At 73.1% G+C, this 24,753-nt stretch carries 22 protein-coding genes and 2 tRNA genes; 16 read left to right on the forward strand and 8 right to left on the reverse strand.

Features of this window, described 5'->3' with window-relative positions; genetic code table 11:
- Positions 1–42: 42 nt before the first annotated feature.
- Complete coding sequence (locus AB0D67_RS20170) at positions 43–1,788, forward strand: serine/threonine-protein kinase (protein ID WP_362937494.1); 1,746 nt, start codon at positions 43–45, stop codon at positions 1,786–1,788.
- Between the two features lie 29 nt (positions 1,789–1,817).
- Here the strand turns inward: AB0D67_RS20170 and AB0D67_RS20175 are convergent, their stop codons facing one another.
- Entirely contained in the window at positions 1,818–3,422 is a 1,605-nt protein-coding gene (locus tag AB0D67_RS20175; RefSeq protein ID WP_362937497.1) for a multicopper oxidase domain-containing protein, read from the reverse strand.
- Positions 3,415–3,777 (reverse strand): hypothetical protein, encoded by a 363-nt coding sequence (locus AB0D67_RS20180; protein ID WP_362937500.1) that lies wholly within the window; start codon positions 3,775–3,777, stop codon positions 3,415–3,417. The genes AB0D67_RS20175 and AB0D67_RS20180 overlap by 8 nt, the downstream gene beginning before the upstream one ends.
- 153 nt (positions 3,778–3,930) lie before the next feature.
- On the opposite strand from AB0D67_RS20180, the gene AB0D67_RS20185 reads away from it, so the two are divergent.
- Both AB0D67_RS20185 and AB0D67_RS20190 read left to right on the forward strand, forming a co-directional pair.
- Positions 3,931–4,833 (forward strand): LysR substrate-binding domain-containing protein, encoded by a 903-nt coding sequence (locus tag AB0D67_RS20185; protein WP_362937503.1) that lies wholly within the window; start codon positions 3,931–3,933, stop codon positions 4,831–4,833.
- A 150-nt stretch (positions 4,834–4,983) separates the two neighbouring features.
- Positions 4,984–5,424 (forward strand): SgcJ/EcaC family oxidoreductase, encoded by a 441-nt coding sequence (locus tag AB0D67_RS20190; RefSeq protein ID WP_362937506.1) that lies wholly within the window; start codon positions 4,984–4,986, stop codon positions 5,422–5,424.
- A gap of 183 nt (positions 5,425–5,607) precedes the next feature.
- Here AB0D67_RS20190 and AB0D67_RS20195 read toward each other — a convergent pair whose 3' ends face one another.
- Positions 5,608–6,624 (reverse strand): M48 family metallopeptidase, encoded by a 1,017-nt coding sequence (locus AB0D67_RS20195; protein WP_362937509.1) that lies wholly within the window; start codon positions 6,622–6,624, stop codon positions 5,608–5,610.
- 82 nt (positions 6,625–6,706) lie between these two features.
- Between AB0D67_RS20195 and nadD the strand changes: the two genes are divergently transcribed.
- Positions 6,707–7,327, forward strand: a complete 621-nt coding sequence (gene nadD, locus AB0D67_RS20200) for a nicotinate-nucleotide adenylyltransferase (protein WP_362937512.1) — start codon at positions 6,707–6,709, stop codon at positions 7,325–7,327.
- A 10-nt stretch (positions 7,328–7,337) separates the two neighbouring features.
- On the opposite strand, the gene AB0D67_RS20205 is transcribed toward nadD, so the two are convergent.
- Positions 7,338–9,110: a hypothetical protein gene (locus AB0D67_RS20205; RefSeq protein ID WP_362937515.1), complete on the reverse strand. Its 1,773-nt coding sequence runs from the start codon at positions 9,108–9,110 to the stop codon at positions 7,338–7,340.
- Between the two features lie 77 nt (positions 9,111–9,187).
- Between AB0D67_RS20205 and AB0D67_RS20210 the strand changes: the two genes are divergently transcribed.
- From AB0D67_RS20210 to AB0D67_RS20230, 5 genes are all read left to right on the forward strand, one after another.
- On the forward strand, positions 9,188–9,481 hold the full coding sequence (locus AB0D67_RS20210; RefSeq protein ID WP_362937518.1) for a trypco2 family protein: 294 nt from the start codon (positions 9,188–9,190) through the stop codon (positions 9,479–9,481).
- Positions 9,482–9,513: 32 nt separating this feature from the next.
- Positions 9,514–13,674 carry a trypsin-like peptidase domain-containing protein gene (locus AB0D67_RS20215; RefSeq protein WP_362937730.1) on the forward strand — a complete coding sequence of 1,387 codons (4,161 nt, stop codon included), beginning with the start codon at positions 9,514–9,516 and terminating at the stop codon, positions 13,672–13,674.
- A 289-nt stretch (positions 13,675–13,963) separates the two neighbouring features.
- Complete coding sequence (gene rsfS / locus AB0D67_RS20220; RefSeq protein WP_362937521.1) at positions 13,964–14,371, forward strand: ribosome silencing factor; 408 nt, start codon at positions 13,964–13,966, stop codon at positions 14,369–14,371.
- On the forward strand, positions 14,368–15,000 hold the full coding sequence (locus tag AB0D67_RS20225; RefSeq protein WP_362937524.1) for a histidine phosphatase family protein: 633 nt from the start codon (positions 14,368–14,370) through the stop codon (positions 14,998–15,000). The genes rsfS and AB0D67_RS20225 overlap by 4 nt, the downstream gene beginning before the upstream one ends.
- 267 nt (positions 15,001–15,267) lie before the next feature.
- A tRNA-Ala gene (locus AB0D67_RS20230) sits at positions 15,268–15,340 on the forward strand.
- A gap of 186 nt (positions 15,341–15,526) precedes the next feature.
- Here the strand turns inward: AB0D67_RS20230 and AB0D67_RS20235 are convergent.
- The 3 genes from AB0D67_RS20235 to AB0D67_RS20245 form a co-directional block, all read right to left on the reverse strand.
- Complete coding sequence (locus tag AB0D67_RS20235) at positions 15,527–16,165, reverse strand: maleylpyruvate isomerase N-terminal domain-containing protein (RefSeq protein ID WP_362937528.1); 639 nt, start codon at positions 16,163–16,165, stop codon at positions 15,527–15,529.
- 56 nt (positions 16,166–16,221) lie between these two features.
- Complete coding sequence (locus tag AB0D67_RS20240) at positions 16,222–17,019, reverse strand: TVP38/TMEM64 family protein (protein WP_362937531.1); 798 nt, start codon at positions 17,017–17,019, stop codon at positions 16,222–16,224.
- A 76-nt stretch (positions 17,020–17,095) separates the two neighbouring features.
- A complete protein-coding gene (locus tag AB0D67_RS20245; RefSeq protein WP_362937534.1) occupies positions 17,096–17,599 on the reverse strand; it encodes a DUF523 domain-containing protein in 504 nt (167 codons plus the stop codon).
- Positions 17,600–17,685: 86 nt separating this feature from the next.
- On the opposite strand from AB0D67_RS20245, the gene AB0D67_RS20250 reads away from it, so the two are divergent.
- From AB0D67_RS20250 to AB0D67_RS20280, 7 genes are all read left to right on the forward strand, one after another.
- The gene (locus AB0D67_RS20250) at positions 17,686–18,048 is read left to right on the forward strand and encodes a hypothetical protein (RefSeq protein WP_362937537.1); all 363 of its coding nucleotides are present in this window, start codon (positions 17,686–17,688) and stop codon (positions 18,046–18,048) included.
- Positions 18,049–18,155: 107 nt separating this feature from the next.
- Complete coding sequence (locus tag AB0D67_RS20255; protein WP_362937733.1) at positions 18,156–18,521, forward strand: hypothetical protein; 366 nt, start codon at positions 18,156–18,158, stop codon at positions 18,519–18,521.
- A gap of 59 nt (positions 18,522–18,580) precedes the next feature.
- Positions 18,581–19,258, forward strand: a complete 678-nt coding sequence (locus AB0D67_RS20260; RefSeq protein WP_362937540.1) for an SRPBCC family protein — start codon at positions 18,581–18,583, stop codon at positions 19,256–19,258.
- A gap of 251 nt (positions 19,259–19,509) precedes the next feature.
- A complete protein-coding gene (locus AB0D67_RS20265) occupies positions 19,510–20,739 on the forward strand; it encodes an MFS transporter (protein WP_362937544.1) in 1,230 nt (409 codons plus the stop codon).
- Positions 20,740–20,801: 62 nt separating this feature from the next.
- The gene (locus tag AB0D67_RS20270) at positions 20,802–21,662 is read left to right on the forward strand and encodes a metal-dependent hydrolase (protein ID WP_362937547.1); all 861 of its coding nucleotides are present in this window, start codon (positions 20,802–20,804) and stop codon (positions 21,660–21,662) included.
- 103 nt (positions 21,663–21,765) lie between these two features.
- Positions 21,766–23,196, forward strand: coding sequence for an MFS transporter (locus AB0D67_RS20275; RefSeq protein WP_362937550.1), 1,431 nt, complete (start codon positions 21,766–21,768; stop codon positions 23,194–23,196).
- A 19-nt stretch (positions 23,197–23,215) separates the two neighbouring features.
- Positions 23,216–23,288, forward strand: a tRNA-Ala gene (locus AB0D67_RS20280).
- Positions 23,289–23,486: 198 nt separating this feature from the next.
- On the opposite strand, the gene AB0D67_RS20285 is transcribed toward AB0D67_RS20280, so the two are convergent.
- Positions 23,487–24,287: an RIO1 family regulatory kinase/ATPase gene (locus AB0D67_RS20285; protein WP_362937553.1), complete on the reverse strand. Its 801-nt coding sequence runs from the start codon at positions 24,285–24,287 to the stop codon at positions 23,487–23,489.
- Between the last annotated feature and the right edge of the window lie 466 nt (positions 24,288–24,753).

Below are 24,753 nucleotides of genomic sequence, written 5' to 3' on the forward strand. Positions count from 1 at the left end.
CACAGGCGGTCTCGGACCCATGTGGCCGACACGGGAGGGCACGTGGGGCGACTCGGGCGGATCGGCCCCTACACGTTGATGGAGCGCCTCGGCCGGGGCGGCATGGGCGAGGTCTACCTCGCCGCCAACCGCCGCGGCGAGATCGTGGCGCTCAAGATGCTCCATGACGTCGTCGACGCCGACTCCGAGGCCCGCGCGCGGCTCGAACGCGAGGTCCGCGCCCTGCGCCGGATCGAAAGCCCCTACGTCGCCCGGGTCCTCGACGCCGACCTCGCGTGCGAGCGGCCCTACCTGGTCATGCAGTACATCGAGGGCGACACCCTCCTGGAGCGGGTGCGGCGTGACGGTCCGCTCCGGGGAGCCGGGCTCGTCACCCTGGCGCAGGGGCTGGCGACCGCGCTGTCGGCCATCCACGCGGCCGGGGTCGTGCACCGCGACCTCAAGCCCTCGAACGTGCTGCTCGGTCCCGGCGGCGAGCCCGTCCTGATCGACTTCGGCATCGCCCAGGTCCTCGACGCCACCCGGCTCACCCTCACCGGCACCTTCCTGGGCACCCCCGGCTACGCCGCTCCGGAGCTGTTCGCCGACGAGCCGGTGCGGGAACCCGTCGACGTGCACGCCTGGGCCGCCACGGTCGCGTTCGCCGCCACCGGGCGCCCCACCTTCGGCCGCGGCACGGTCGAGGCGCAGATGTACGCGATCCTGAACGGCCAGGCGGACCTCGCGGGGGTGCCCGCCGCGCTGCTGCCCCTGGTCCGGGCGGCCCTGCACCGCGAGGCCGGCAAACGCCCCACCGCGGCCGTCCTCGCCACCCGCCTCGGCCGCCTGGCCCGCGCCACCGCCATCGCCTCGGCCGGGGCCGCGCCCGCGAAGAGCGCGGGGCGTGAGGGGGAGCGGAGCGCGCACGCCGGGGAGCGCGTCGTGGCACGGAAACCGGAGGCCCGGACCGCCACCGCCACCGCGGAGGAGCCCCCGAAGGCCGCGAGGGCGGCGGCGAAGACGGCGGATCCCCCGAAGACCGCCAGGACGGCGGCGAAGACGGCGGAGGCGGCCCGCGGGACCCGGCCGGGTCCCGCGCCGGACCGGACGGTCCGGGGGAGCCGCCCCGGAGACGACGAGCGGACCCCGGTCCCCGGTGAGCCGCAGCCGCCGCGGGGCGGGCACCCCGCCGTGGCGGACGGGTCCGTGCCCGCCCGCCGGGCGGTGAGGAGACGGACCGCCCCGGCCGCGGAGGGCGCCCCGGTCAGGACGGGCCCGCTGCCCGCGGGGAGCGCGGCGCTGCTCCTGCTGGCCGTGCTGGCCGTACCGTGCGTGGTGGCCACGGTGATCTGGCCGCTGGCGACCTTCGCCGTCACCGCGGTCTTCGCCGGGCTGGCCCGCGCGATCTGGATGGGGCACTGGCTGGTACGGCGGTGCGGCTCGGCCGGGACGCGCGGCGTGCTGCGCGCGGTGACCTTTCCGCCGACCTTCGCGGTGTCGCTGGTGACCGTGCTGGCCTGGCCCGGGTTGCCGGCCGCGGGGCTCGCCGGGTTCACGCTGTGGGCGATCCTGGGCGGGGAGCTGCCGCCCGAATGGTGGCTGCGGCCCGGGCCCGTCGCCGTCGCCGGCGTCGTGTTCGGCGTCGTCTGCGGCTGGGGCGCCGGTCGTGAGATCGAGAGGGTCAGCTCGCGGATCCCCGAGCTTCGTGACCTGCGCAGGCAGGGGTTGCGCGCGCTGACCGTGCTGGGTGGGTTCGTCGCGCTCTGCGCGACGGCCGTGCGGGCTGTCGCCCTCGCGTTCGGCCTCTGACCGGCGGCCGGCGGGCACGGCGCGTGCTCCTAGACGATCTCAAGGTTGGCCATCATGCCCATGTCCTCGTGTTCGGCGTTGTGGCAGTGGAAGAGGTAGCGGCCGCGATAGCCGTCGAAACGGGTGATGATCTCGGCTGACTCACCCGGCCGCAGGGAGACCGTGTCCTTGAGGCCCGCGTCGTGCGGCAGCGGCGGACGGCCGCCGCGCGAGAGCACCCGGAAACCGGCCAGGTGCAGGTGGACGGGGTGGTGGACGTCGGCGACCAGCCGCCACACTTCGACATCGCCGAGACGGGTGACGACGTCGGAGCGGGCGGGGGCGAACGGCAGCCCGCCGATCAGCCAGCCGTGGCCGCCGTCCATACGGCCGGCGCGGAAGGAGAGGTCGCGCACCCTGACGGCGTCCGACCGGCGCCAGGCCGGCAGGTCGGTGGAGAGGGTGCGGGGGACGCGGCTGTCGTCGGCGGCGCGGCGCGCGACGCGGAAGGCCATCACGTCGCGGGTACGGCCCGAGCCGAGCCGGTTGAGGAGCCTGACGCGGCCGCCGATCGGGACGCCGGAGAAGTCGACGATCAGGTCGTGGCGTTCGGCCGGCGCGATGGGCAGGAGCCGGTGGGTGACCGGCGCGGCGAGCAGCCCCTGGTCGGCGCCGATCTGGACGAGATCGAGGCGGCGTCCGTCATCGGTGACCGCTTCGAGCTCGTAGTGCCGGGCGTTGGAGGCGTTCAGGACACGCAGCCGGTGGCGGGTCGCGTCGACTTCGTGCACGGGCCAGGGGACGCCGTTGACCAGGATCACGTCACCGAGGACGCCGGCGAGATAGGGCTCGCGTACGCCCGGCCGTTCCCGCAGGGCGGGGTCGAGGGCGGGATAGGCGAGGGTGCCGTCGGCGGCGAACGCGCGGTCGGTGATCACGAGGGGCAGTTCGCGCGGCCCCGCGGGCAGGCCGAGGGCGTCCTCGGCGTCGTCGCGGACGATGTGCAGCCCGGCCAGGCCGCGCCAGATCGCGGGGGCGGTGAAGTCCATCCGGTGGTCGTGGTACCACAACAATGCCGCCCGCTGGTCCAGCGGGAAGGTGTAGTCCCGCGTCAGCTCGGTCACCACGGCCCGCGGATCGTGCATGCCCCGCGTGCCGTGCCCGGAGCCGTGCCCCGTGTGCGTGGAGCGCTCCTGCCGGACTCGGGGCAGGACGAGGTCGGTCGGGTACCCGTCGGAGGCCGCCGGGGTCCGTCCGCCGTGCAGGTGCACGACGGTCGGCACGGGCAGTTCGTTGCGGTGCGTCACGGTGACCGGCCGGCCGCGGCGCGACTCGATCGTCGGTCCGGGGAAGGTGCCCTCGTACGTCCACAGCGGTGTCCTGATCCCGGGCAGGATCTCCGCGCTCGCCTCGCGCTGGGTGATCTCGTAACGGCCGGCGCCGACCGGCTTCAGCACGGGTGGGATCGGCAGCGGCACCCGGAACGGCGGCGGCAGCGGTACGGCGCTGCGCAGCTCGGCGCCGGTGACCGACGGCCGGCGGGCCAGCGCGGCCGCGGCCGTCAGCCCGGCGGCCGCCGTCAGCCCGAGCGCCCCGCCGATGCCCAGCATCCGCCGCCTGGTCAGGCCGCGGCCCTCGTCGTGGTCCTCACGCATCACGGGCCTCCCGCCATGGGAGGGGCCGGCGCCAGACGGCGATGAACTGCACGGTGAGCGCGGCGACGGTCATCACGCCCAGCGGGACGTGCAGCCAGAGGGCACCGTTCACGCCGGCGAGGTACTGCACCGTCTCGGCCGTCACCACCGCCGCCGTGGACAGGAACGGCCATGCCTGGCGCAGCCGTACCCACACCACGATCGCCACGATCACCTGCAGGTACCCGATGGAGGTGACCACGTCGGCGCCGACCGCGTGCCGGTGCAGGCCGTCGAAGTCACCGGTCAGATACGCCCCGGCGAACACCGGCTGGCCGGCGATCGCCACCATGTGCGCGCTGACGACGGCTCGCAACGTCCACTCTGCGGGTTTCGGCCGATTCGCGGCCCCGGGGAGCATGTCGCATTTCTCCTCGTTCTGACCTTGGTTGGGGAACGACCCGACATTATGTTCTGGTGGTTATTTCGTCTAAGATCAATATTGCTATGATGTTATGTCCTGGGAGGCATGATGGAGCTGGGCCCGCTCAGGCAGTTCCTGGTGGTGGCGCGGCTGGAACACCTCAGCCGGGCGGCCGAGGAACTGCGCATCGCCCAGCCGTCGCTGAGCCGGACCATCGCCCGGCTGGAGAGTGAGCTCGGCGCCCCGCTGTTCGACCGGAGCGGCCGCCTCCGGCTGAACGACGCGGGCAGGCTCTTCCGCGACCACGTCGAACGTTCCCTGGGCGAGCTCGACGCGGGACGGCGAGCCGTCGCCGAGGCCGCCGGCGGGGGACGCGGCACCGTACGGCTGGCGTCGGAGACCTTCCTCACCCTCACCGGCCCGCTGGCGGCCTACAAGCGGGCCCACCCCTCCGTCGAGGTCGAGCTCCACTGGTCACCGGCCGAGGACATGGCCCGCCGCCTGCGGGCCCAGGACGTCGACCTGTGCGTCGCCTCACAATCGATCCACGCCGAAGGACTGGAGTCGGTGCGGCTGTTCGACGAGGCGGTGGGGGTGGGCGTGCCGCTCGATCACCCGCTGGCGGGCCGTACGTCCGTGCGCGTCGACGAACTCGTCGGCCAGCACTTCGTCGCCGCCCGCGAGGGGCACTGGCAGCGGCGGCTGCTCGACCGGATCTTCGCCGCGCTGGACCACACGCCGAAGATCGTCTGTGAGGTCGACGAGCTCGGCGCCATCGCGGAGCTGATCGGCGCGGGACTCGGCATCGGTCTCGTCCCCGCCTTCGCCCGCCGCAACGCCACACGTGTCCCCGGTGTCTGGATCGCCGTCGACAGTCCCGACTGCCGCCGCACGGTCAACCTGCACTGGAGCGCAGGCAGTCACCTGTCCACCGCCGCCCGCCTGATGCGCGCCACGATCACCGGCTGGGACTGGGCCGCCGGCCGATCGCGGGACGAACGCGGATGACGGGTTCACGGGGCGGCTCGCGGTTCCGGACGCCGACCGTCACGGCGGGCGGTGCGGGTCGTGTCGCGGCGCCCCTGACATTCCGGGGCGCCGTGTCGTCGTACCGGTGAGAGGCCGAAGCGCCAGACCGAAGGGAAGGTACGGACAGCGATGACCACACGACGCGAGGTGGAAGAAGCCGGGATCAGGCGGCGGATCGACGAGATCATCGAGGGGCTGCGGGCCAAGGATCTGGAGGCCCTGCGGCGGCTTTACACGACGGACGTCGTGTCCTTCGACGTCGAGCCACCGCTGCAGCACGTCGGGGTGGACGCGAAACTGAAGAACTGGGCGAATGTGTTCGCGTTCTTCCAGGATGTGGATTACGAGGTCCGCGACCTGGCGTTCACCATGGGTGACGATGTGGCGTTCGGGCACGGCTTCGGCCGGCTCAGCGGCACGCTGAAGGACGGGACGGCGACGAGCGGCATGTGGGTCCGGGCCACCTTCTGCTTCCGGAAGGTCGACGGCCGCTGGCTGATCGCACACGACCAGGTCTCCGTGCCGTTCGACATGGCGAGCGGCGAAGGGGTGACCGACCTCGAACCCTGACGGGGCGCGGCAGGCGTGACGGCGGTCACGGCTCGCCGTATCCGACGGCCGTCTCTCACGGACGGGACGGACGCCGCCCGTGGGAACCGGGGTCGCGGCCGGTACGGCGGCCCGTCTCCGCGGTGTTCACGATGACGCCCCTGAAAGGCCCGGGAACGTCTCTCCCGGGCCTTTGGGCCTGCATCAGTTGCCGTCGCGGCGGGCGAAGCGGTTGAAGATGCGCTCCCCGGCGTTGACCGCGCCCTCGGCCACGTCGCGCAGCACGCCGATGAAGGGGTCCTGCGACTGCGACCAGGACTCACGATAGGAGCGGGCGGCGGCCTTGATCTCCTCGGTGATCTTCGCGTCGGCGTCGTCGGCCCGGCGGGGGTAGTCACCGCCGATCATGCGCTCGTAGTCACCGCTGCGGCGCCACCTGTCGAGCTCGGCGACCCGCGAGACCGCGAACGGGTGGGTGGTGCCCAGCAGGTTGAGGACCTTCAGCAGGCCGTCGCGGACGTCGCCGGCCGTGTCGTACTCGCGTGCCTGGTCGAGGAACGCCTCGATGTTCATCTCGTGCAGGCGCGAGCCGCCGGCCAGCTTCATCAGCGCGCGCAGCGCGGCCTCCGGGTCCTGACCGCAGAGCAGACCGCCGCGGTCGGCCGACAGCTCCGACTTGCGGTGCCACTCCTCCAGCCCCGCGACGATGGCGCGCAGGCCGATGTAACCCAGCGGGATCCACGCCACGCGGCTGGCCAGGCGGGTCAGGATGTCGAGCATGGTGCGGTAGACGGCGTGACCCGACAGGATGTGCGCGGTCTCGTGGCCGATGACGAAGCGCAGCTCCTCGGCGTCCATCAGGTCGAGCAGGCCGGTGGTGACGACGATGAACGGGTCGTCGAAGCCGATCGCCTTTGCCTGCACCGCCGGGCTCTGCTGGACGTAGATCTCCGGGATGCGGTGGAGATCGAGGACGTAGGCCGCGTCGCGGCCCATGTCGTGCAGGGCGCGGAACTGCGTGTCGCCGGTGCGCACGGCCGAGGCGAGATGGATCAGGCGCAGACGGCGCTCGCTGACCAGGCCGGACATCTGCTTGAGCACCGTGTCGAAGCCGCTGAGCGAGCGCAGGGCGACCAGCGCGGACCGATCAGCGGGATGTTCGTAGGCGCGGGAGCTTATGCCTGGCAGCTGCACGCGGTTGCGATCCGGGGTGGTGGTCATGCCCGGCATGCTACGTCGGACCCGCCTGGTGTGCGCGGGACCGGGGAAAGCCGGTCACGGGCCGCGCGCTAGGGTCCTTGCCATGAGGAACGCATCCGGCCGCGGGGGGAAGCGGCGCCTGGGCGTCATGGGCGGCACCTTCGATCCCATCCACCACGGCCACCTGGTGGCCGCCAGTGAGGTCGCCCACCACTTCGATCTCGACGAGGTGGTCTTCGTCCCCACCGGGCGCCCCTGGCAGAAGGCCGACAAGACGGTCTCCGCGCCGGAGGACCGCTACCTGATGACGGTCATCGCGACGGCCTCCAACCCGCGTTTCTCGGTGAGCCGGGTGGACATCGACCGGCCGGGGCCGACCTTCACCATCGACACGCTGCGGGAGATCTCCGCCGAGCGCGGCCCGGACACCGAGCTGTTCTTCATCACCGGGGCCGACGCGCTGGCGCAGATCCTGAGCTGGCGTGACATCGACGAGCTGTTCACCATCGCCCATTTCGTGGGCGCCACCCGGCCCGGCCACGTGCTGCACGACCCCGGGCTCCCCGAGGGCCGGGTCAGCCTGGTGGAGATCCCGGCGCTGGCCATCTCGTCGTCGGAGTGCCGCGACCGGGTGGCTGCGGGCGAGCCCATCTGGTATCTCGTGCCCGACGGCATCGTGCAGTACATCAACAAGCGCGGCCTGTACCGGCCGGAGGACGACTGAGAGGGGTCGCTCACGTCTCCGGGAGATCCTTCGGCCTCCTGCGTTCCTCCAGGGCGGCGAGGGCGGCGTCCAGGTCGGTGCCCGCCACGACGACCTCGACGTACCTGTTGGTCAGCCATCCGGCCAGCTGCGCGTTGAGGCCTCCCTCCCCGACGGCGTTGCGGAACTGCTGCGGCGTCACGGCCACGACCGCGTTGTCGTCATTGACGCGCATGTCGACGATCTCGGCGGGGTGCAGGGCGTTGGCGAGGTAGGTGCGCAGGTCGCTGGAGTAGGCGATGATCTCCATCCGCTCGGTGCGGGCGGGTCTGTTCAGGAGGCGTTGCGCGGCGTCGACGTGGGTGTTCTCGACACCCACGCACGCGCCCACCGCGTCCAGGTGCGGCTTCGTCGGGGCCACCACCACCTTGGTGCGGGCTCCCATGACCCGCTCGACGGCCGTCACGACGGCCCTGCCGTCGATGATCTCCTGTACCTGGGACGCCATCGCCCGTTCCGCCAGCTCGGAGGCGGTGATGGAGAGCAGCCACCGGCCCGGTCCACCGGCCGTGGCCGGTTGGAACTCCACGGTGAGGGCGGTGACGACGTCTCCCGGCCGCAGTCGCACCGGAACGACCCCCTCCGGGAGGTTGGCCGTGTCAGGGCGCCAGATCACCGCCTTGCGCGAGTACCCGACCCCCGCGTCGTGGAACACGCAGTCGAACCGGTCCGGTTTGCTGGCGGAGACGTACGCGGTGACGAGGGTGCCGCGGCGCGGTGGAGCGGCCAGGTTCGGCTGGCGGTAACCGAGGGCGGGACGGCCTGTGACGCACTTCAGGTCGACGATGAACGAGGCGGCCTCGTCGGGGGTGATCCGCAGCGTGTCCGCCACCAACTGCGTCGGGGTCAGCCGTACCCTGTCGCCGCAGAACCCGCATCGAGCCTGGTTCCGCCGGATCTCCAACGACGGCCTGGCGTCCTTGAACGGGTGCCTGCCGGGCCGGGGGCAGCTCCATCGGGTGGGATCGTCGGCGGCGGCGGAGCACCCCAGCCGGGACAGGACCGTCTCGATCGGCGTGGCGTTCGCCCGCGCCAGCTTCTGGTAGGTCGTCAGGTCGGCGACGGGCTCGACGACCTCGTACGCGTGCCGCTGACGGAGCCTTCGGTGCGTGCCGGCGCCACTCCGGATCCGGTGGAGGTCGACTCCCTGGCCGGGGGAATCCTTGCGCAGTGGCTCCGGTTCACGGCCGGTTGAAAGAAAGGGGAGGCGTTCCCGTCCGAGATGCCGGATTCCGGACACGAGCGCGAAACACAGGAGAGCGGGCTTGACCCGGCCGGGTGGGACCATGCGCAACCGGTACGCGTGGCGGATGAGCGACACGTCCTCCGGGCTGAGTCGTGTTTCCGGATCGAAGGGCACGTGCGGCAGGTGACCGGGATCATCCCCGCCGACCTGGGCCCAGGTCGGTATCTCCGCCGGCCGGCCCGCGTCGGTCAGCCCGCGGCCCTCGTCGTAGGTCCGTCCGAGGTCGAGCGGAACCCCTCTGACCTGTGCCTCGACCCATCGGCCCACCAGGCCGCAGACGGCCGCGTAGTAGGGGATGACATCCGGGTCGTCTCCGGCGACGAACGACATCCTGGAGCGCCGGTCGGCGATCGTCAGGCCCCGGCCGGTCCACGCTTCGATGACGGCGGCGACGTGGTCGCCGGGATCGGGGGGGAGGTCGACCGTGAGGGTGTTAGTCCGTGTCGGGGACATCGGCTCCGGCCAGACGACGGCTATCTGGCTATTCCGCTTCGCCACGATACTTACCTCTATATAGATTACGCCGTAGATTCACTGACATAATCACACGAAATTAGCCTGCTCTTGGAGGGTCCGTGCTCGAATTGTCGGCCGTCATCAAGGAACTGCGTGCCGAGCTGACGAAGTCGATGGAATCGGCCGGGGGCGAGCGGCTGAGGTTCGGGGTGGGGCCCATCGAGCTGGAGATGACGATGGCGGTCACCCATGAGGCCGCGCTGAACGGCAAGGTCAGGTTCTGGGTCGTGGAGACCGGCGCGGACGCCAAGGCGGTCGACGTGCAGACCCACCGGGTGAAGCTCACCCTCACCCCCGAGTCGGAGGGCGGGTCACCGTACATCGGCGGCTACGGACAGGAGGGCGAGGACTGAACGGCGAACGCGCCGGGCAGGTCATCGTCGACCTGCCGAACGAGAAGAAACGGTACGGCTCGGGCTACCGCGTGACCTCCGAGGTGGTCCTGACCGCCGCCCACGTGATCGAGAACGCGCGGGACATACACGTGCGTTTCACCGCGGACCGGACACGCAAACTGCCCGCGACGCCGCTGTGGACGGAAGGCGACCTCGCCGCCCTCCGCGTCCCCTCGGAGGGCGCTCTCCCGCCGGTGCGCTACGGACTGGTGGACCCCGGCGGCACCACCGAGCTGCGCTGCCAGGCGGTCGGCTTCCCCCTGTGGAAGCACCGTGACACGGTGCGGGACAGCGCTCAGGTGACCGGTGTCGTCCTGCCGCTGGAGAACCGGTACGGAGGCACCCTGGGCGTCGCCGTCGACCGCCCGCCGGCCGAGGACCGGACCGAATCCCCCTGGCAGGGCATGTCGGGGGCCGCCCTCTTCGTCGGAGACAGGCTCGTCGGCGTCATCTCCGAACATCACCTCCGCGAGGGAGCCGGGCACCTGACCGCTCTGCGTGTCGACTGGGCGTCGGCGCTGACGCCGGAGCGGCAGGCGGAGATCGGCTGCGCCGGGGCCGTCGTCGTCAACCCGCCGCCCCGGCGGGAAACCAACGACTACCTGGCCCGGATGCGTCACCTGGCCCCCGCCGGAGGGCTCCGGGACCGTGACGGGGACCTGGCGGAGCTGGCCGCCTTCTGCCGGGGCGAGGAGCCGTACCTGTGGGTGCGGGGACGCCCGTGGTCGGGCAAGACCGCGCTGGCCGCCTCCTTCGCCCTGGCCCCTCCGCCGGGGGTGCGGGTCGTCGCCTTCTTCGTCTCCGATCACGCCGACGCCGACGCCTTCCTCCAGGCCGTGAGCAGGCAGCTGGAGGCCGTCACGGGGACGCCGGGCGAGACGGCCCATCTGGACGATCTCCTGGAGGAGGCGGCACGCCGCTGCCGGGAGGACGGGGAGCGCCTGCTCCTGCTGGTGGACGGGCTGGACGAGGACGAGGGGACGGACCGCAGCATCGCCGCCCTGCTGCCCCACCATCCGCCGGAGGGGGCCCGGGTGCTCGTCACCGGCCGGCCCCACCCCGGCGTACCCGACGACGTGCCGTCCGGCCATCCGCTCCGCACCTGCCGTGTACGGGAGCTGACCCCGAACGCGCACGCCACACACGTGGAGATCGAGGCCAAGAACGATTTCCACTGGTTGATCGGGGTTCCGCAGAACGGCGAGCTGCTGGGTTTCGTCGCCGCGGCCCAGGGCGCGCTCACGCGGGACGATCTCGCCGCGCTGACGGGTCTGCCGCGCTACGAGGTCGAGCGCCGGCTCGGCAACCGGATCCTCACCCGGACCGACGACGGCTACCTGTACGCCCACGAGACGCTGTACCGGATGGCCGAGGAGTACCTCGCCCCCGGCCTCGGCGAACATCGGAAGCGGATCCACGAATGGGCCGACTCCCACCGCGCGCGGGGCTGGCCCGAGGACACGCCCGCCTACCTCCTCCTCTCCTACGGCCGGCTCCTGACCGACCGCGCGCGCCTGGTGGACCACGCGCTCGACCACGCCCGCCACGAGCGGATGCGCGGCCTCGTGGGCGGCGGGTCGGCCGCCGTCCGCGAGATCACCGCCGCCCAGCGGGCCGTCCTCGGCGAGGCCGAACCCGACCTGCTCACCCTGGCGCGCCTGGCCGTCGCCCGCGACCGGCTCAGCGTGGCCACCTTGCCGCCGCCGGTGGAACTGCCCGTCCTGTGGGTCAGGCTCGGCGAGTCCGGCCGGGCGGTCAGGCTGGCCCGCTCCGTCGTGGACGCGGACGCGCGCGCCAAGATCCTGGCGGCCGTCGCGAAGGCGATGGCCGAGGCGGGCGAGCCGGGCGCCGCGGAGACCCTGGCGCGCTCCATCGACCGGGTGGAACAGCGGTCATGGGCCCTGGCCGCCGTCGTGAAGGCGATGGCGGAGGCGGGCGAGCCGGGCGCCGCGGAGACCCTGGCCCGGTCCATCGAGGAGACGGACCGGCGGATCTGGGCGCTGGCCGCGGTGGCGCGGGCGAGCCGGTCGGCCGGGCTCCTCGACGAGGCGGAGCGGCTGATCCCGTCCGTCACGGATCCGGACACGCAGGCACAGGCGGTGGTCACCCTGGTGAGGGCCGCCGCCGAATGCGGCGACGTGGCGCGGGCCGAGGTCCTCGTCCACCGGATCCCGCGCATGGGCCAGCGGGTGCCGGCGCTGAGCGCCGTCCTGAGGGCGCTCGCCGGAGGCGACCGCGATCGGATCCCGGCCGTCATGAAGGAGGCCGAGGAGGCGGCCGAGACGATCCTCCGCGAACGCGGTCAGGATCGGGCCCTGGGCGCGCTGGTGACGGCCATCGCCCGCTGCGGCGACGTCGCACGGGCCGTGGCCCTGGCGGACCGCCTGCCTCCCTACCCGCGGTCGTCCGCGCTGGCCGCGCTGGCCGGCGCGGTCGGCGCCGACGGCGATCCGGAACGCGCCCAGGAGCTGGTGGACGCCATTCCCCTCGACTTCCGGCGCGCGCACGCGCTCTGCGCCCTGGCGAAGGAGGTCGCCGGGCGGGGCGACAGGCCGTGGGCGGCGGACCTGGCGGAGGAGGCCGAGGCGCTGACCCGCGGCGTCGCCACCCGGGGACGACGCATCCGGGCGATGGTCGCCGTGGCCGAGGCGTTCGGCGCGTGCGCGGATCCCAGGGCCGAGACCGTGGCCTCGGCGATGGACAGCCCCCACCACCGCGTCCGGGCGCTCGCCGCGGCGGCCGGGGCGACGCCGGATCCCGGCCGGGCGCGCGAACTGGCCGAGCAGGCGGAGACACTGGCTCGTACGCGGGCGCCGTCCACCCCCTGGGCACAGGTGCCGGCCGCCGTCGCGGACGCGGTCGCGGCGGGCGGGGACCTCGACCGGGCCGAGGAGTTGGCCCTCGCGATCCCCGAGCCGGCCGTCAGGACGAGGGTGCTGACCGGCCTGGTGAGGCTGCTCGCCGGCCGGGACGTGGCACGGGCCGAGTCCGTGGCCCGTGAGCGGATCTCCGGCGCCGAGGACCGGGACAGGGCGCTGGCGTGGGTCGCCGGGGCGCTCGCCGCCCGTGGGGAGTTCGACCGGGCTGAGGAGCTGGCGCTGTCGCTGTCGAGCGCGGACCTCCGGGCACATGCGCTGGCCCTGGTGGTGAGGGAGATCCCCGACGTGAAACGGGCCGTCGCCGTGGCGCGGAGGATCCCCCACGCGGACCGGCGTGACCAGGTCAGGGTCGGCCTGGTCCAGACCATGGCCGCCCGTGGGGCGCTCCGCCGGGCCACGGTTCTGGCGCGTGGGCTGACGGCGGCGGACCACCGCGCGAACGCGCTGCTCGCCGTGGCCACGGCGGGCGGGGGAGGCATCGACCGCGAACCGCTGAAGGAGGTCGAGAAGCTGATCCGGCGGGTCCCGGACGAGGGCAGGAGGACCAGGCTGCTGGCCTCCCTGGTGAGGGCGCTCGCCGGCGCCGGCCGGCCGGGTCACGCGGAGCGCCTGGCTCGCGGCATCCCGTCTCCCGAGAAGCGGGAGGGCGCGCTGGCCGACGTGGCGGCCGCGCTCGTCGCCCGGGGAGAGGTGAGGAAAGCCCTGGCCATGGTCCGGAAGATGGTGGCGCCGTCCTCCAGGGCGCACGCTTACGTCGCCGTGGTGAGGGCGCTCTCCGAGCGTGGGGACGTGGCCGCCGCGTTCGAGGTCGCCGCGAAGGAGATCCCCACGGCCGACCACATGGCTCACGCGTTCACGGTCCTGCTCAGGGCGGACCCGGGCGGCGGGGACGGCGGGGACGGCGGGGGGATGGTCGCGGAGATGGTCAGGCGGCTGGAGTCCCAGTTCCCCGCCCGCATCACCCATCCGGACCGGCAGCTCCCGGCCTTCGTGGAGGTGCTGCGGGCCGTCGCGGACGGCGCGGGGCCGTCCGCCGCGGGTGGCCTGGCGGACAGGATCGAGGAGCTGGCCCTCGGGATCGAGGACGAGGACCGGCGGGCGCAGATCCTGATGGCCCTGGCGAGGACCGTCGAGCCGCCCCGGGCCCGGCGGCTGCTGGCGCGAGTGCTGAGCGGACCGGCCTGGACGGCCGCCCTGAGCGCGCTGCACGATGCGGAGCCGCGCGCGCTCCCGGCCATCGCCGGGGAGTTCCTCCACCACCGCCCCGGCTGACGTTTTCGCCGGTACGGCCGCCCGCCGGCACGCCCCCGGCGGGTGTCCCGCGACGCCGGAGGGCTCCACGGTCTCCCCACGGCCCGCGAGGTCACCCGCCGCGGCTCTCCCGCGGACGCCCGCCCGGCGGGCGGCGGGAGTCCACGGTGTGGAATCGGCTGGCACACGACAGGCGTTGTAATGGGGTGGTAACACCGTTAGGCGCCGCGCTCCGGTGGTTTCCGGGAACCACTCTGATGGGGCACCCTTGGAAGCCGACGGTGCCGACTACAGGAGGACTGACCGACACGTGACCGCAACCGACAGATCCGTCCAGCTCATCAGGATCGCCGCAGAGGCCGCCGCCGACAAGCTGGCCGACGACATCCTCGCCTACGACGTGAGCGACCAGCTCGTCATCACCGACGCGTTCCTGCTGTGCTCCGCCTCCAACGACCGCCAGGTCCGCGCCATCGTCGACGAGATCGAGGAGAGGCTGCGGCTCCAGGCCGACGCCAAGCCCGTCCGCCGGGAGGGCGAGCGTGAGGGCCGCTGGGTCCTCCTCGACTACATCGACATCGTCGTGCACGTCCAGCACGAGGAGGACCGCACCTTCTACGCGCTCGAGCGCCTGTGGAAGGACTGTCCCTCCATCTCCCTGCCGGACAGCGTGGCCCAGGTCGCGGCCCAGCGCGCCCGCCGGGCGGTATCTGAGTGAGCCGCCGTGTCGTCTGCCTGAGGCACGGCCAGACCCTCTGGAACGTCGAGAAGCGCTTCCAGGGGCACACGGACATCGCGCTGGACGAGACGGGCCTGGCGCAGGCGGCCCGCGCCGCGTCGCTGCTCGCCGCCCTCAGGCCCACCCTGATCGTCTCGTCCGACCTGCGGCGGGCGTACGACACCGCCTCGGCGCTCGGCCGTCTCACCCGTCTCGAGGTGGCGGTGGACAAGGACCTCCGCGAGAGGGGCGGCGGCGAGTGGGAGGGGCTGACCCGCGCGGAGATCGCCGCCGGCTGGCCCCGGGAGTTCGCCGACTGGGAGGCGCCCGGCGGCGAGCCCGTCACCCACGTCGCCGAGCGGGTGTCGGCGGCGATCCGCCGCTGGGCGGATCGCCTGACGCCGGACGGGCTGCTGGTGGTCGCCTCCCATGGAGCGGCGATCCGCCTGGGCATCGCCCGGCTCATGGGCCTGCCGGAGGAGTTGTGGCCGGCCCTGGGCGGTCTGGGCAACTGCTCGTGGTCGGTCCTGGAGGAGGGCCGCAAGGGCTGGCGCCTGACGGAGCACAACGCCGGCACCCTCCCCGAGCCGGTGCAGAGCGACGACAGCCCCGAGGCGACGCAGTCCTGACGTCGCGCGGGCCCGCGGCCACCCGCGGCCCCGCCGGCGTCGGCCGGTGCCACACGGCCCCACGGCCACACGGCCACACGGCCACACGGCCCCACGGCCCCACGGCCCCACGGACTCGCCGTCGTCATCGGCGACGGCCGTCCCGCCGCCGCCCGGACCCGCGCCCTGCCGCGCCGGGTGCGGGCCGTACCGCGGCGATTAGGCGATCGTGCCGGATCCCTATATGCTTCCCAAGCGCCGCGACGAGAGCACTCGGAGCGGTGACCAGGGGCTATGGCGCAGCTGGTAGCGCGCCTCCATGGCATGGAGGAGGTCTGGGGTTCGAATCCCCATAGCTCCACCGAAGGGTGGTTCCCGAAACTGCCCGGAAGTGCTGACGAGATCCCGTCCGATCGGTTCGATCGGGCGGGATCTCGCCGTTTCCCGGCTGATCAGGTCGCCGCCGGGCTCGGCCGGGCATGCCCGGCCGAGCGTCACCCGGACCGCCACGGCGACCATGGGGCCGGCGGCGGACCGGGTCACCGGGTCAGAAGGCGGTGATGGTGGCCGGGGCACGTTCGGCGCGGCTGAGCGCCCGCAGGACGCCGGTCGGGCCGTGACGGCGCACGGCCAGGCGGGCCAGCAGGCCGATCACCGTGTCGGCGGCGCCGGGCGGGAGCGCGGGTGTCGCCACGCCCACGCTGACCGCCAGGTCGTCGGAGTGGACGGCGAGCTCCATCATCCGGGTGATGAGCATGTCGTCGAGCGTCAGTGACCACGGTCCCCACAACGAGATGCGCACCGGCCGGTTCTCCGCCGAGGCGAGGGCTCCGTCCAGTTCTGCGAGGGCCGCGTCAACGCGCGCCACCAGCGCCGCGTGTCCTTCGGCCGAGACCTCCCGGCCGCCTCGCCGGATACGGACGTTGATGTCGTCGTCGAGGCTCGCGCCGATCCAGTCCACCCGGGTGTAGTGCTCCAGCAGGGCGATGGTCTCCTCCCGCGGCACCGGCCCGGTCAGAAGCGGCGGGACGGCCAGGATCTGGTAGGCCAGGTGTCCCGCGAGACCGGCCACACCGAACTCCGGCAGCGCGCTCGGCCGGCTCCAGGCGGCGGCGACCTCCGGGCCGCGCAGCAGATCGGCGGCCGAGCGGGCGGTGGACAGGAAATCGGCTCTGGTGCCGGTCATTCACCTACTCCTTCCAGCGAAACTCCACCCGCCATTGTGAAGCCGTCCGGCCCGGATCACGAGGGGGCGGGCGGAGCGGAACGCGCGGTGCGGCGCCGTACGGCCCGCCACAGGGGGACGGCGCCCAGCAGGACGGCGCACCCGGCGCCGGCGATCCACATCACGGGGGAGGCGGGCGCGGTGGCAGACGCCCCGGCGATCACGTAGACGGCGTTGCCCGGCACCGTGCCCAGCAGCGTCGCGGCGGCGAACGGCCACGGCCGCACCCCGGAGAGGGCGGCGCCGAGGTTGACCGCGGCGAACGGCACCCCCGGCAGCAGGCGCAGCGCCAGCACGCCGCCGAATCCGTGGCGGGTGAGCCGCCGGTCGAGCGCGGTCAGGACCCGGCCCCGCAGCAGCGGCCGCAGGGCGTCCCGGCCGAGCAGCCGGGCGGCGGCGAAGGCGGTCACCGCGCCCGCGGTGGTGCCCGCCACGGCGAGGGGCAGGCCGTAGGCGATGCCGAACAGGGCGCCGGCGGCGGCGCTCAGCGCGGGTTTGGGAACGAAGGCGAACGTGCCCAGCGCGTAGACCGCCACGAAGGCCGGACCCGCCCAGATCCCGGACGTGAGGCCGCCCGCGCCGGAGGCGAGCGACCGCTGGGGCTCCCAGAGCAGCACCGCCCCGGCGGCCGCTCCGAGGAGCAGGACGAGCAGCGCCAGACGCGCCCACGGCGACAGCAGGAGGCGGGCGGCACCCCGGGCGGGGGCGGGAGGGGCCTCCGGGCCGGAGGACGCCTGCGAGGCGGCGGCCGGCGGCCGGGCCGCAGCGGCGTCGGCGGCGTCGTCGGCGTCGGAGGTGGCACGGGAGGCGGTCACGGCGGCTTCCTGCGGATGGTTTCGGGAACGGCCTCCACCGTATGCCGTCCGGCGAGGCGTGCCCTCCGGGGTGAGGTCAGGGGTGCGGCCGCTCCAGCTCGCGTAGCCGCAGTCCCGCCTCGGCGATGCGGTCCTCGCCGTAGACCGCGATGCCGTGCCGCAGCAGCAACGCGGTGGTGACGCCGTCGCCGGGCACGCGTCCGCCGCCGAAGGCGCCGTCGTGGACGACGAGGCTGCCGCAGGAGGGGCTCGCCTCCTTCAGGATCGCCAGCCTGACGCCGGACGCGCGGGCGGCCTCCAGCGCCGCGTGCGCGCCCGCCAGGAACGCCCCGGTGACGTCGGCTCCGGCGGCGGTCAGCACCCGGGCGCGGCCGTCCAGCACGGCCTCGCCCCCGGCGCCGCCCTCGATCTCGGCGGCGGGCCGCGGAACGGGCAGGCCGCCCGACACCTCGGGGCAGAAGGCGATGAGCCGCCCCTCCTTCCGCCAGGCGGCCAGCAGCGCGTCACCGCTCGTCTTGGCGGCGCCGTCGTAGCGGACCCGGCGCCCCATCAGACAGGCGCTGACCAGGATTCTCTCCACCCGCCCAAGCCTAGGCCGCCGACGCGGAGGGCGGGGTGGGCGGGCAGTACGCTGATGACCATGTCCGCAGGCCCTGTGATGATCCGGTGATCGGCCCGTTCGCGGCGGCGCTGATCGCGCTGTCGCTGCTGATCGTCGTGGCGGGCGCCGTCACCGCCGCCCGGGGCCGCGCGATGGGGACCGTGCTGCTCGGCGCGCTGGCGGTGCTGGAGACCGCCCTGCTCGTCCAGGCGGGGCTCGCGATCGCCGCGCTGGCGGGCGGTCAGGAGATCGGGGAGACGGCCACCTTCGTCGGCTATCTCATCGGGGTCCTGGTCATCCCGCCCGCGGCGGCGTTCCTCGGGCTCGCCGAACGTTCGCGCTGGGGGGCGGTCGTGGTCGCGGTGGGCGGCTTCGCCGTCTGCGTCATGGTCGGCCGGCTGTTGCAGCTCTGGCAGGGCGCGGCGTGAGCGGCGCGGCGGAGGGGGAGGAGCAGGTGGCCGGGGGAGACGGGCACGACCGAGGCGAGGAACGGCACGGCGGCCGCCGCGCCGGAACCGGCGGGGGCGAGCCGGCGATCGGCAGCGGGCCGGGGCGCGCCCTGGTCGCGGTGTACGGGCTGTTCACACTGGCCGCGGGCGCGCGCGCCGCCGTGCAGATCGCGACGCGGTTCTCCGAGGCGCCGGTGGCCTACACGCTGTCGGCCTTCGCCGCCGCCGTCTACCTGGTGCTCACGATCGCGCTGGCCAGGGGGAACCGCAGGCTGGCGCTGGCCGCGTGCTGCGTGGAGCTGGCCGGGGTGCTCGTGGTGGGGACGCTCAGCATGGCGGACCCAGCGGCGTTCCCGAGCGCCACGGTCTGGTCCGGCTACGGCAGCGGCTACGTGTTCATCCCGCTGGTCCTGCCGTTCGTGGGGCTTTACTGGCTTTTGAGACGCCGCTAGTTAGACCGGTACCGCATCGGGCAGGTCTGCACCCCGTACACGAAAAGGGAGGCAGGACTGTGAGCACGATCGAACAGTCGATCGACGTGAACGTGCCGATCCGTACGGCCTACAACCAGTGGACCCAGTTCGAGAGCTTTCCCGAGTTCATGGAAGGCGTCGAGTCGGTCAAGCAGCTGACGGACACCCGTACGGCGTGGGTCGTCGAGATCGCCGGGGTCCGCCGCGAGTTCGAGGCGGACATCACCGAGCAGCACCCCGACGAGCGGGTGGCCTGGAAGTCGCTGGACCGCCCCCACCAGGCCGGTGTGGTGACCTTCCACCACCTGGGTCCCGAGACCACCAAGGTCACGCTCCAGATGGAGTACGACCCGGAGGGCCTCGTCGAGAAGGTGGGCGACTGGCTGCAGATCGTCCGCACGCGCGTCCGCGGCGACCTGGAGCGCTTCAAGACGTTCATCGAGGCGCGCGGCGGCGAGACCGGTTCCTGGCGCGGTGACGTGCCGGGCCCGCAGGACAGGGAGGCGGGCGTCGGCGGCGTTCCCGGCGGCGTGACCGGCACCGGCGGGGTGACCGACGTCGGCGGCGGCTTCGGTGAGCCGGTTCCGCCGGGCACCGTCGGCGGCCAGAACTTCCCGCCGAGCCCCTCGCTTCCCCCGCCCGGTGGCGGCCCGGTGCCGCCGGCCGGCCGCCGGCTCGGTGAGGAGCCGCCGCCCGCCCCCGGTCCGGTCATCTGACGCGGCCGGAGCGGGAAAGGCCGATCTCCCGGAGCGCGGTACGGCGGGCCCCGCCGTCCCGCGCCGGAGATGCCGGAGACCTCGGAGGAGGGGAGAGCCGGGCCACGCCCTGTAAGAGGCGCGGTGGCCCGGTTTTCACGTTGTCACGGGTTTCCCGGGTCAGGAACAAATCACCGTTTGGCCCCTGTTACAGTTGAGTCTGCCAATCATCCTACGATTCGACGACTCGACTGACGGAGGTCTGGAACCGCATGAGCGTGCTCACCCAGGAGACGCGCAGCCGCACCGGTGGATCGTCAGGATCTTTGGCCTGGTTGCTCGTGGCGGGGATCATCCTCGCCGCCCTGAACCTGCGCACCGCCGTCACCAGCGTGGGGCCGGTTCTCGACCAGATCTCCTCCGGACTCGGCATGTCCGGGGCCGGGATCGGCCTCCTCACCACCCTCCCCGTACTGATCTTCGCCACGGTCGGCGCGGTGACGCCGGCACTGGCGAGGAGGGTCGGCGAGCACCGGCTGCTGCTGGCCGCCCTGGTCGTGCTCGGCACGGGCCTGCTGGTCCGCGCGGTGGTGGGCTCGGCGGGGATCTTCCTGGTCAGCAGTGCCCTGGCGCTGTCGGGCGGCGCGGTGGGCAACGTGCTCATCCCCACCCTGATCAAGCGCCACTTCCCCGGCAGGGCCGGGACCATGACAACCGTCTACACCACAGCGCTCGCGGTCGGCACGATGCTCGCCGCCGCCGCGACGGTGCCGATCGAGCGGGCCGCCGACGGCAACTGGCACGTGGCGCTGGGAGTGTGGGCGGCGCTGGCCGCCGTCGCCGTCATTCCGTGGCTTGCGCTGTTGCGCAGTGAGCCGGAGCGGCACGCGGGCAGCAAGACGTTCGGCGCCCGGGCCCTGGTGCGCAGCAGGCTCGCCTGGGCCGTCGCCGCGTACTTCGGCACCCAGAGCATGGTGGCCTACATCATGTTCGGGTTCCTGGCGAAGATCCTCATCGACGGCGGCTACACCACCGGGCAGGCCGGGCTGCTGCTGGGCGTCTTCACCGCGATCAGCATCCCGGTCTCGATGGCCGTGCCCGCGGTGGCCACCAGGTTCGCCGACCAGCGGCCCGTGGTGGCGGCCTTCGTGGTCTTCTACCTGGCCGGCTTCCTCACCCTCTGGCTCGCCCCGCCCGCCCTGGCCTGGCTGTCCACCGTGCTCATCGCCATCGGCATGGGGTCCTTCCCGCTGGCGCTGACCATGCTCGCGCTGCGCACCCGCACCCCCGAGGCCACCGCCGCGCTGTCCGGCTTCGGGCAGAGCGCCGGATATCTCATCGCGGGCGCCGGGCCGCTGCTGGTCGGCGTGATGCACGAGGCCACCGGCGGCTGGACGACCAGCTACCTGCTGCTGGTCGCGGTGGTCCTGGTGCAGCTGGCGGCCGGCTGGTACGCGGGCCGCGACCGCTACCTGGAGGACGAGCGGGTCCTGTCCCGCTGACCTTCCTCCGTGCGCGCCGGTACGGCCCGCGCCCCGACGGGGGCGGCGCGGGCCGTACCGGCATGCTGCATGATGTGGGGATGGACATCGGCGGATCGACATCGGTCAGCTTCCCGCGGGGCGAGGTCAGGGGGCGCTCGGCGGTCGTGGCGACCTTCCCGGTGGACGGGCGCCACGGCACGGTCGTGGCCGAGACCCCGTTCCACCCCCTCGACCACACCTGGCCCGACCAGCCCGCGGACACCGGCACGATCGGCGGTCTGCCCGTCGCCGACTGCGTGACCGGTGCCGTGATGGACGGCGAGGAGACCGTCCACCTCGGCCCGGACATCCCGGTGCGCCGCGGCGCGCCCGGCTGGAGCTGGCTGGTCGTCCACGTGACCGACGACCCGGTGACGGACGCCGAGGTCGAGCTGGCGGTGGACGCCGAGGTCCGCCGGGCCCTGTCGGCCGGGCACACCGCCTGCCATCTCGCCGCGCTCGCGCTCAACGCGGCGCTGGCCGGACGGTGGCGCAAGGAGGTCCCCGCCGACGGGCTGGGCCACCCCGACTTCGACCAGGCGGCCATCACGTCCTCGCGGATCGTGCCGGACGGCAGCGTGGACGTCTACCGCCTGGGCAAGTCGCTGCGCCGCAGGGGGTTCTCGGCCGAGGGACTGGCCGCGGAGCTGCCGGAGATCGCCCAGCGGGTGGACGCCCTGCTCAAGGAGTGGGTCGCGGCGGACGCCCCGGTCCGGATCGACAGCCCCGGCCCCGAGCTGACCGCCCGCCGGACCTGGCACTGCGGCCTGCCCGGCGCGGAGGTCTCCATCCCCTGCGGGGGCACGCACCTGTCGCGCACCTCCGAGCTCGGCTCGGCCGGCGTCACCCTGGAGCTGTCGGAGGACGGCGCCGAGCTGACCATGCACACCGTCACGGGCTGACACGGCTTCTGTCACGGTTTCCCGGTATCGCACGAAAACCCGTTGGGCGCCTTCCGGCTACGATCTACCATTCCTTTGCGAAGGGCCGGGAAACGGGGGGACCGTGGCGGGAACAGTCGTCGTCGAGCCGGGCGTCGAACGGCGGAGCGGACGGCTGTGGCCGACCCTGCTCGCCCTGTCGATCGCCGGAATGGTGGTCTCCGTCCAGCAGACCGTGGTGATCCCGCTGCTGCCCCGCCTGATGGTCTCCTTCGGGGTGCCGGTCGCCGAGGTGACCTGGGTCTTCACCGCCTCACTGCTGGCCGGAGCGGTCGCCACGCCCCTGCTGTCCCGTATGGGGGACATGTATGGCAAGAAGCGGATGATCCTCTTCACCGTCGGCCTGCTCGTCCTGGGGTCGGTCGTCTGCGCCCTGTCCGGAACCCTCGCGGCGCTGATCGCCGGCCGCGCCCTGCAGGGCGCGTCGGCGGCGGTGATCCCGCTGGCCATCGGCATGATCAGGGACAGCTTCCCGCGGACCCGGGTGATGACGGCCATCGGCGTGGTCAGCGCCACCATGGGTGTCGGCGGCAACATGGGGATGATCGTCACCGGGGTCATCGCCGACCGCACCACCAGCCATCACCCGGTCTTCTGGATCACCGCGGCCCTGGCGGCGGCCGCGATCGCGCTCATCGCGCTGACCGCCCGCGACGGCGGGGCCAGGGCCGGAGGCCGCCCCGACGTCATCGGCGCGGTCCTGCTGTCCTGCTGGCTCGTCTGCCTGCTCCTGGGCATCTCCAAGGGCAACGACTGGGGGTGGGCCTCGGGGCCCGTCCTCGGCCTGTTCGCGGGTGCCGCGGCGCTGTGCGCGGTGTGGGTCTTCAGCCAGCTCCGGGTACGGGCGCCGATGGTACGGCTCCACCTGCTCGCCGGGCGCCACTCCCTGCAGGCCAACCTCGCCTCGCTGCTGCTGGGCTTTGCGATGTTCGGTTTCTTCACGCTGGTCTCCAGCTTCGTCCAGACGCCGCCCGCGGCCGGGTACGGCTTCGGCGGGTCGGTCCTCGACGTCGGCGTCTACGCCCTGCCCAGTACGGTGACCATGCTCGGAGCCTCCTTCATGGCCGGCCGCCTGTCCGCGCGGCTCGGGGCGGCCCACTGCCTGGCCCTCGGCGCGGCCTTCACCGCGGCCGGATTCGGCTGGTTCACCCTCTCCAACTCCTCCGTGCTCGACCTGGTCTGCTCCAACGCGCTACAGGGCCTGGGTTTCGGGATCGCCTACGCGGCGCTGGGGACGCTGGCCGTACAGCACGTCCCGATGAGCGAGAGCGGCATCGCCAGCGGCATCAACTCCCTGGTCCGCGCGATCGGCGGCAGTGTCTCCGGGGCGGTCACGGCGGCGATCCTGACCTCGGTCACCATCGCCGGGACCGCCGTGCCGTCCCGGGACGCCTACGTCCTGTGCTTCGCCGTCATCACGGTGGGCACCGTGGTCTCCGCGGCGGTCGCCCTCGTCTCCGGCCGGATGGCACGCGAGGTGTCCGAAGTGGGTTAAGATTTCATCTGCACCGCGAGGGGCTATGGCGCAGCTGGTAGCGCGCCTCCATGGCATGGAGGAGGTCTGGGGTTCGAATCCCCATAGCTCCACCGAAGGGGTCGTTCTCGAAACGGCCCGAAGGTGGTTGACGAGATCCCGCCCGATCGGCTCGATCGGGCGGGATCTCGTCGTTCTCCCGGCTGACGTGGCCGCCGCCGGATCCGGCGGGGCGTCATCCACCTCGCCGCACCTCCGGAGGCTCCGGGCGGACCCGTCGCCGCCGGAGTGCGTCGCCGGGCGGAGGGCGATCAGAGCGCCATTGTGAGCAGGTCGGCGAACAGCTCCTGTTCGTCGACCTCGAACCCGCGGTTCGTGAACCACGTGGCCATGTTGTGGCAGTCGCGCATCAGGAAGTCCATGCCCTTGGGGTTGCCGACGATGTCGACGACCTGGGGCAGGTCGATCATCACGATCCGCTCGGCCTGCGCGAGGACGTTGTACGGCGACAGGTCGCCGTGCGCGAGCCCCGCGCGGGCCAGCTCACGCATGCCGTCGCGGAGCTGCTCGAAGTACACGCCGAGCAGTTCCGCAGGCGGCCGGACCTGGGCCAGCCGGGGCGCGGCGCCGCCCTCGCCGTCGTCGATGAACTCCATCAGCAGCTCGGTCCCGTCCACCTGCACGGGATACGGCACCGGGACGCCGGCCTTCCACAGCCGGTTGAGGGCGTCCCATTCGGCGTATGCCCACTGACCGGCCGCGACACCGCGGCCGTGCGAGGTCTTCTTCGCCATCGCCCGGCTGTCGCGGCTGTTGCGGGTACGGCGGCCCTCGACGTACGACGTACTGCGGTGGAAGGACCGGTGCTCCTCGGTGCGGTACCGTTTCGCGGCCAGTAGGGAGGACTTCGCCGGATTGTCGCCGATGGCCTCGACGGCCCGTTCGAGCAGGAAGACATCGGCTTCCTTACCGGTTTTGAGGACACCGAGCTCGGTGTCGATCGCGGCCTGCTCCGTCACGACCCACGAGGGGCGTGGTTCCGGGCCGCGGCAACCGCGCTCGACCTCCAGCCAGGTGGACCATCGCTGGTCCGGGCCCAGCTCCTCGCTCACCGAATGGAACGTGAAGACGAAGGCCGCGGCCGGATCCGGCCAGGATTCCTCACCGGTGGATTCGGACCGGCGGGGGTCGACATCGAAGGAGGCGTCAGAGAGTTCGTACTCGGAAGACAACGGGTGTGCTCCTGAACAGAGAGATGGGACCGATGCGGACATGCCGCAGCGCAGTGATGGCCATCCGTCAGCCCTCCTTAGTCCAGGCAGCGCTCTCCGCCGCTCGATCGCCCCAGCATGCCCTGCCCGTTCCAGGCCGCGCAACGTGTTTACCGGAGCCGTGGTCCGTCCCGGCTCCACGGGACTCGGGGCGGACCGGGGCCGCCATCGATCCCGGCGCGGCCCATCCGCCCGTGGCCGCGAAGCCGCGCCGGCGCCGCCTCGGCATCCCCTCCATGCCCTCGTCCTCACGGCGGAGCGCGCGGCCGTGAAAACGCGTTGCCACGGGCTCCCGCGGAACGTATGG

It is taken from the genome of Streptosporangium sp. NPDC048047, from assembly GCF_040653115.1.
GTDB lineage: Bacteria > Actinomycetota > Actinomycetes > Streptosporangiales > Streptosporangiaceae > Streptosporangium.

Bases quoted from the DNA above. Each gene is read 5' to 3' on its own strand.
- AB0D67_RS20190 (WP_362937506.1), top strand. From the start codon at position 4,984: ATGACCACACGACGCGAGGTGGAAGAAGCCGGGATCAGGCGGCGGATC.
- AB0D67_RS20195 (WP_362937509.1), bottom strand. From the start codon at position 6,624: ATGACCACCACCCCGGATCGCAACCGCGTGCAGCTGCCAGGCATAAGC.
- AB0D67_RS20235 (WP_362937528.1), bottom strand. From the start codon at position 16,165: ATGACCGGCACCAGAGCCGATTTCCTGTCCACCGCCCGCTCGGCCGCC.
- AB0D67_RS20265 (WP_362937544.1), top strand. From the start codon at position 19,510: ATGAGCGTGCTCACCCAGGAGACGCGCAGCCGCACCGGTGGATCGTCA.
- AB0D67_RS20185 (WP_362937503.1), top strand. From the start codon at position 3,931: ATGATGGAGCTGGGCCCGCTCAGGCAGTTCCTGGTGGTGGCGCGGCTG.
- AB0D67_RS20270 (WP_362937547.1), top strand. From the start codon at position 20,802: ATGCTGCATGATGTGGGGATGGACATCGGCGGATCGACATCGGTCAGC.
- AB0D67_RS20175 (WP_362937497.1), bottom strand. From the start codon at position 3,422: ATGCGTGAGGACCACGACGAGGGCCGCGGCCTGACCAGGCGGCGGATG.
- nadD (WP_362937512.1), top strand. From the start codon at position 6,707: ATGAGGAACGCATCCGGCCGCGGGGGGAAGCGGCGCCTGGGCGTCATG.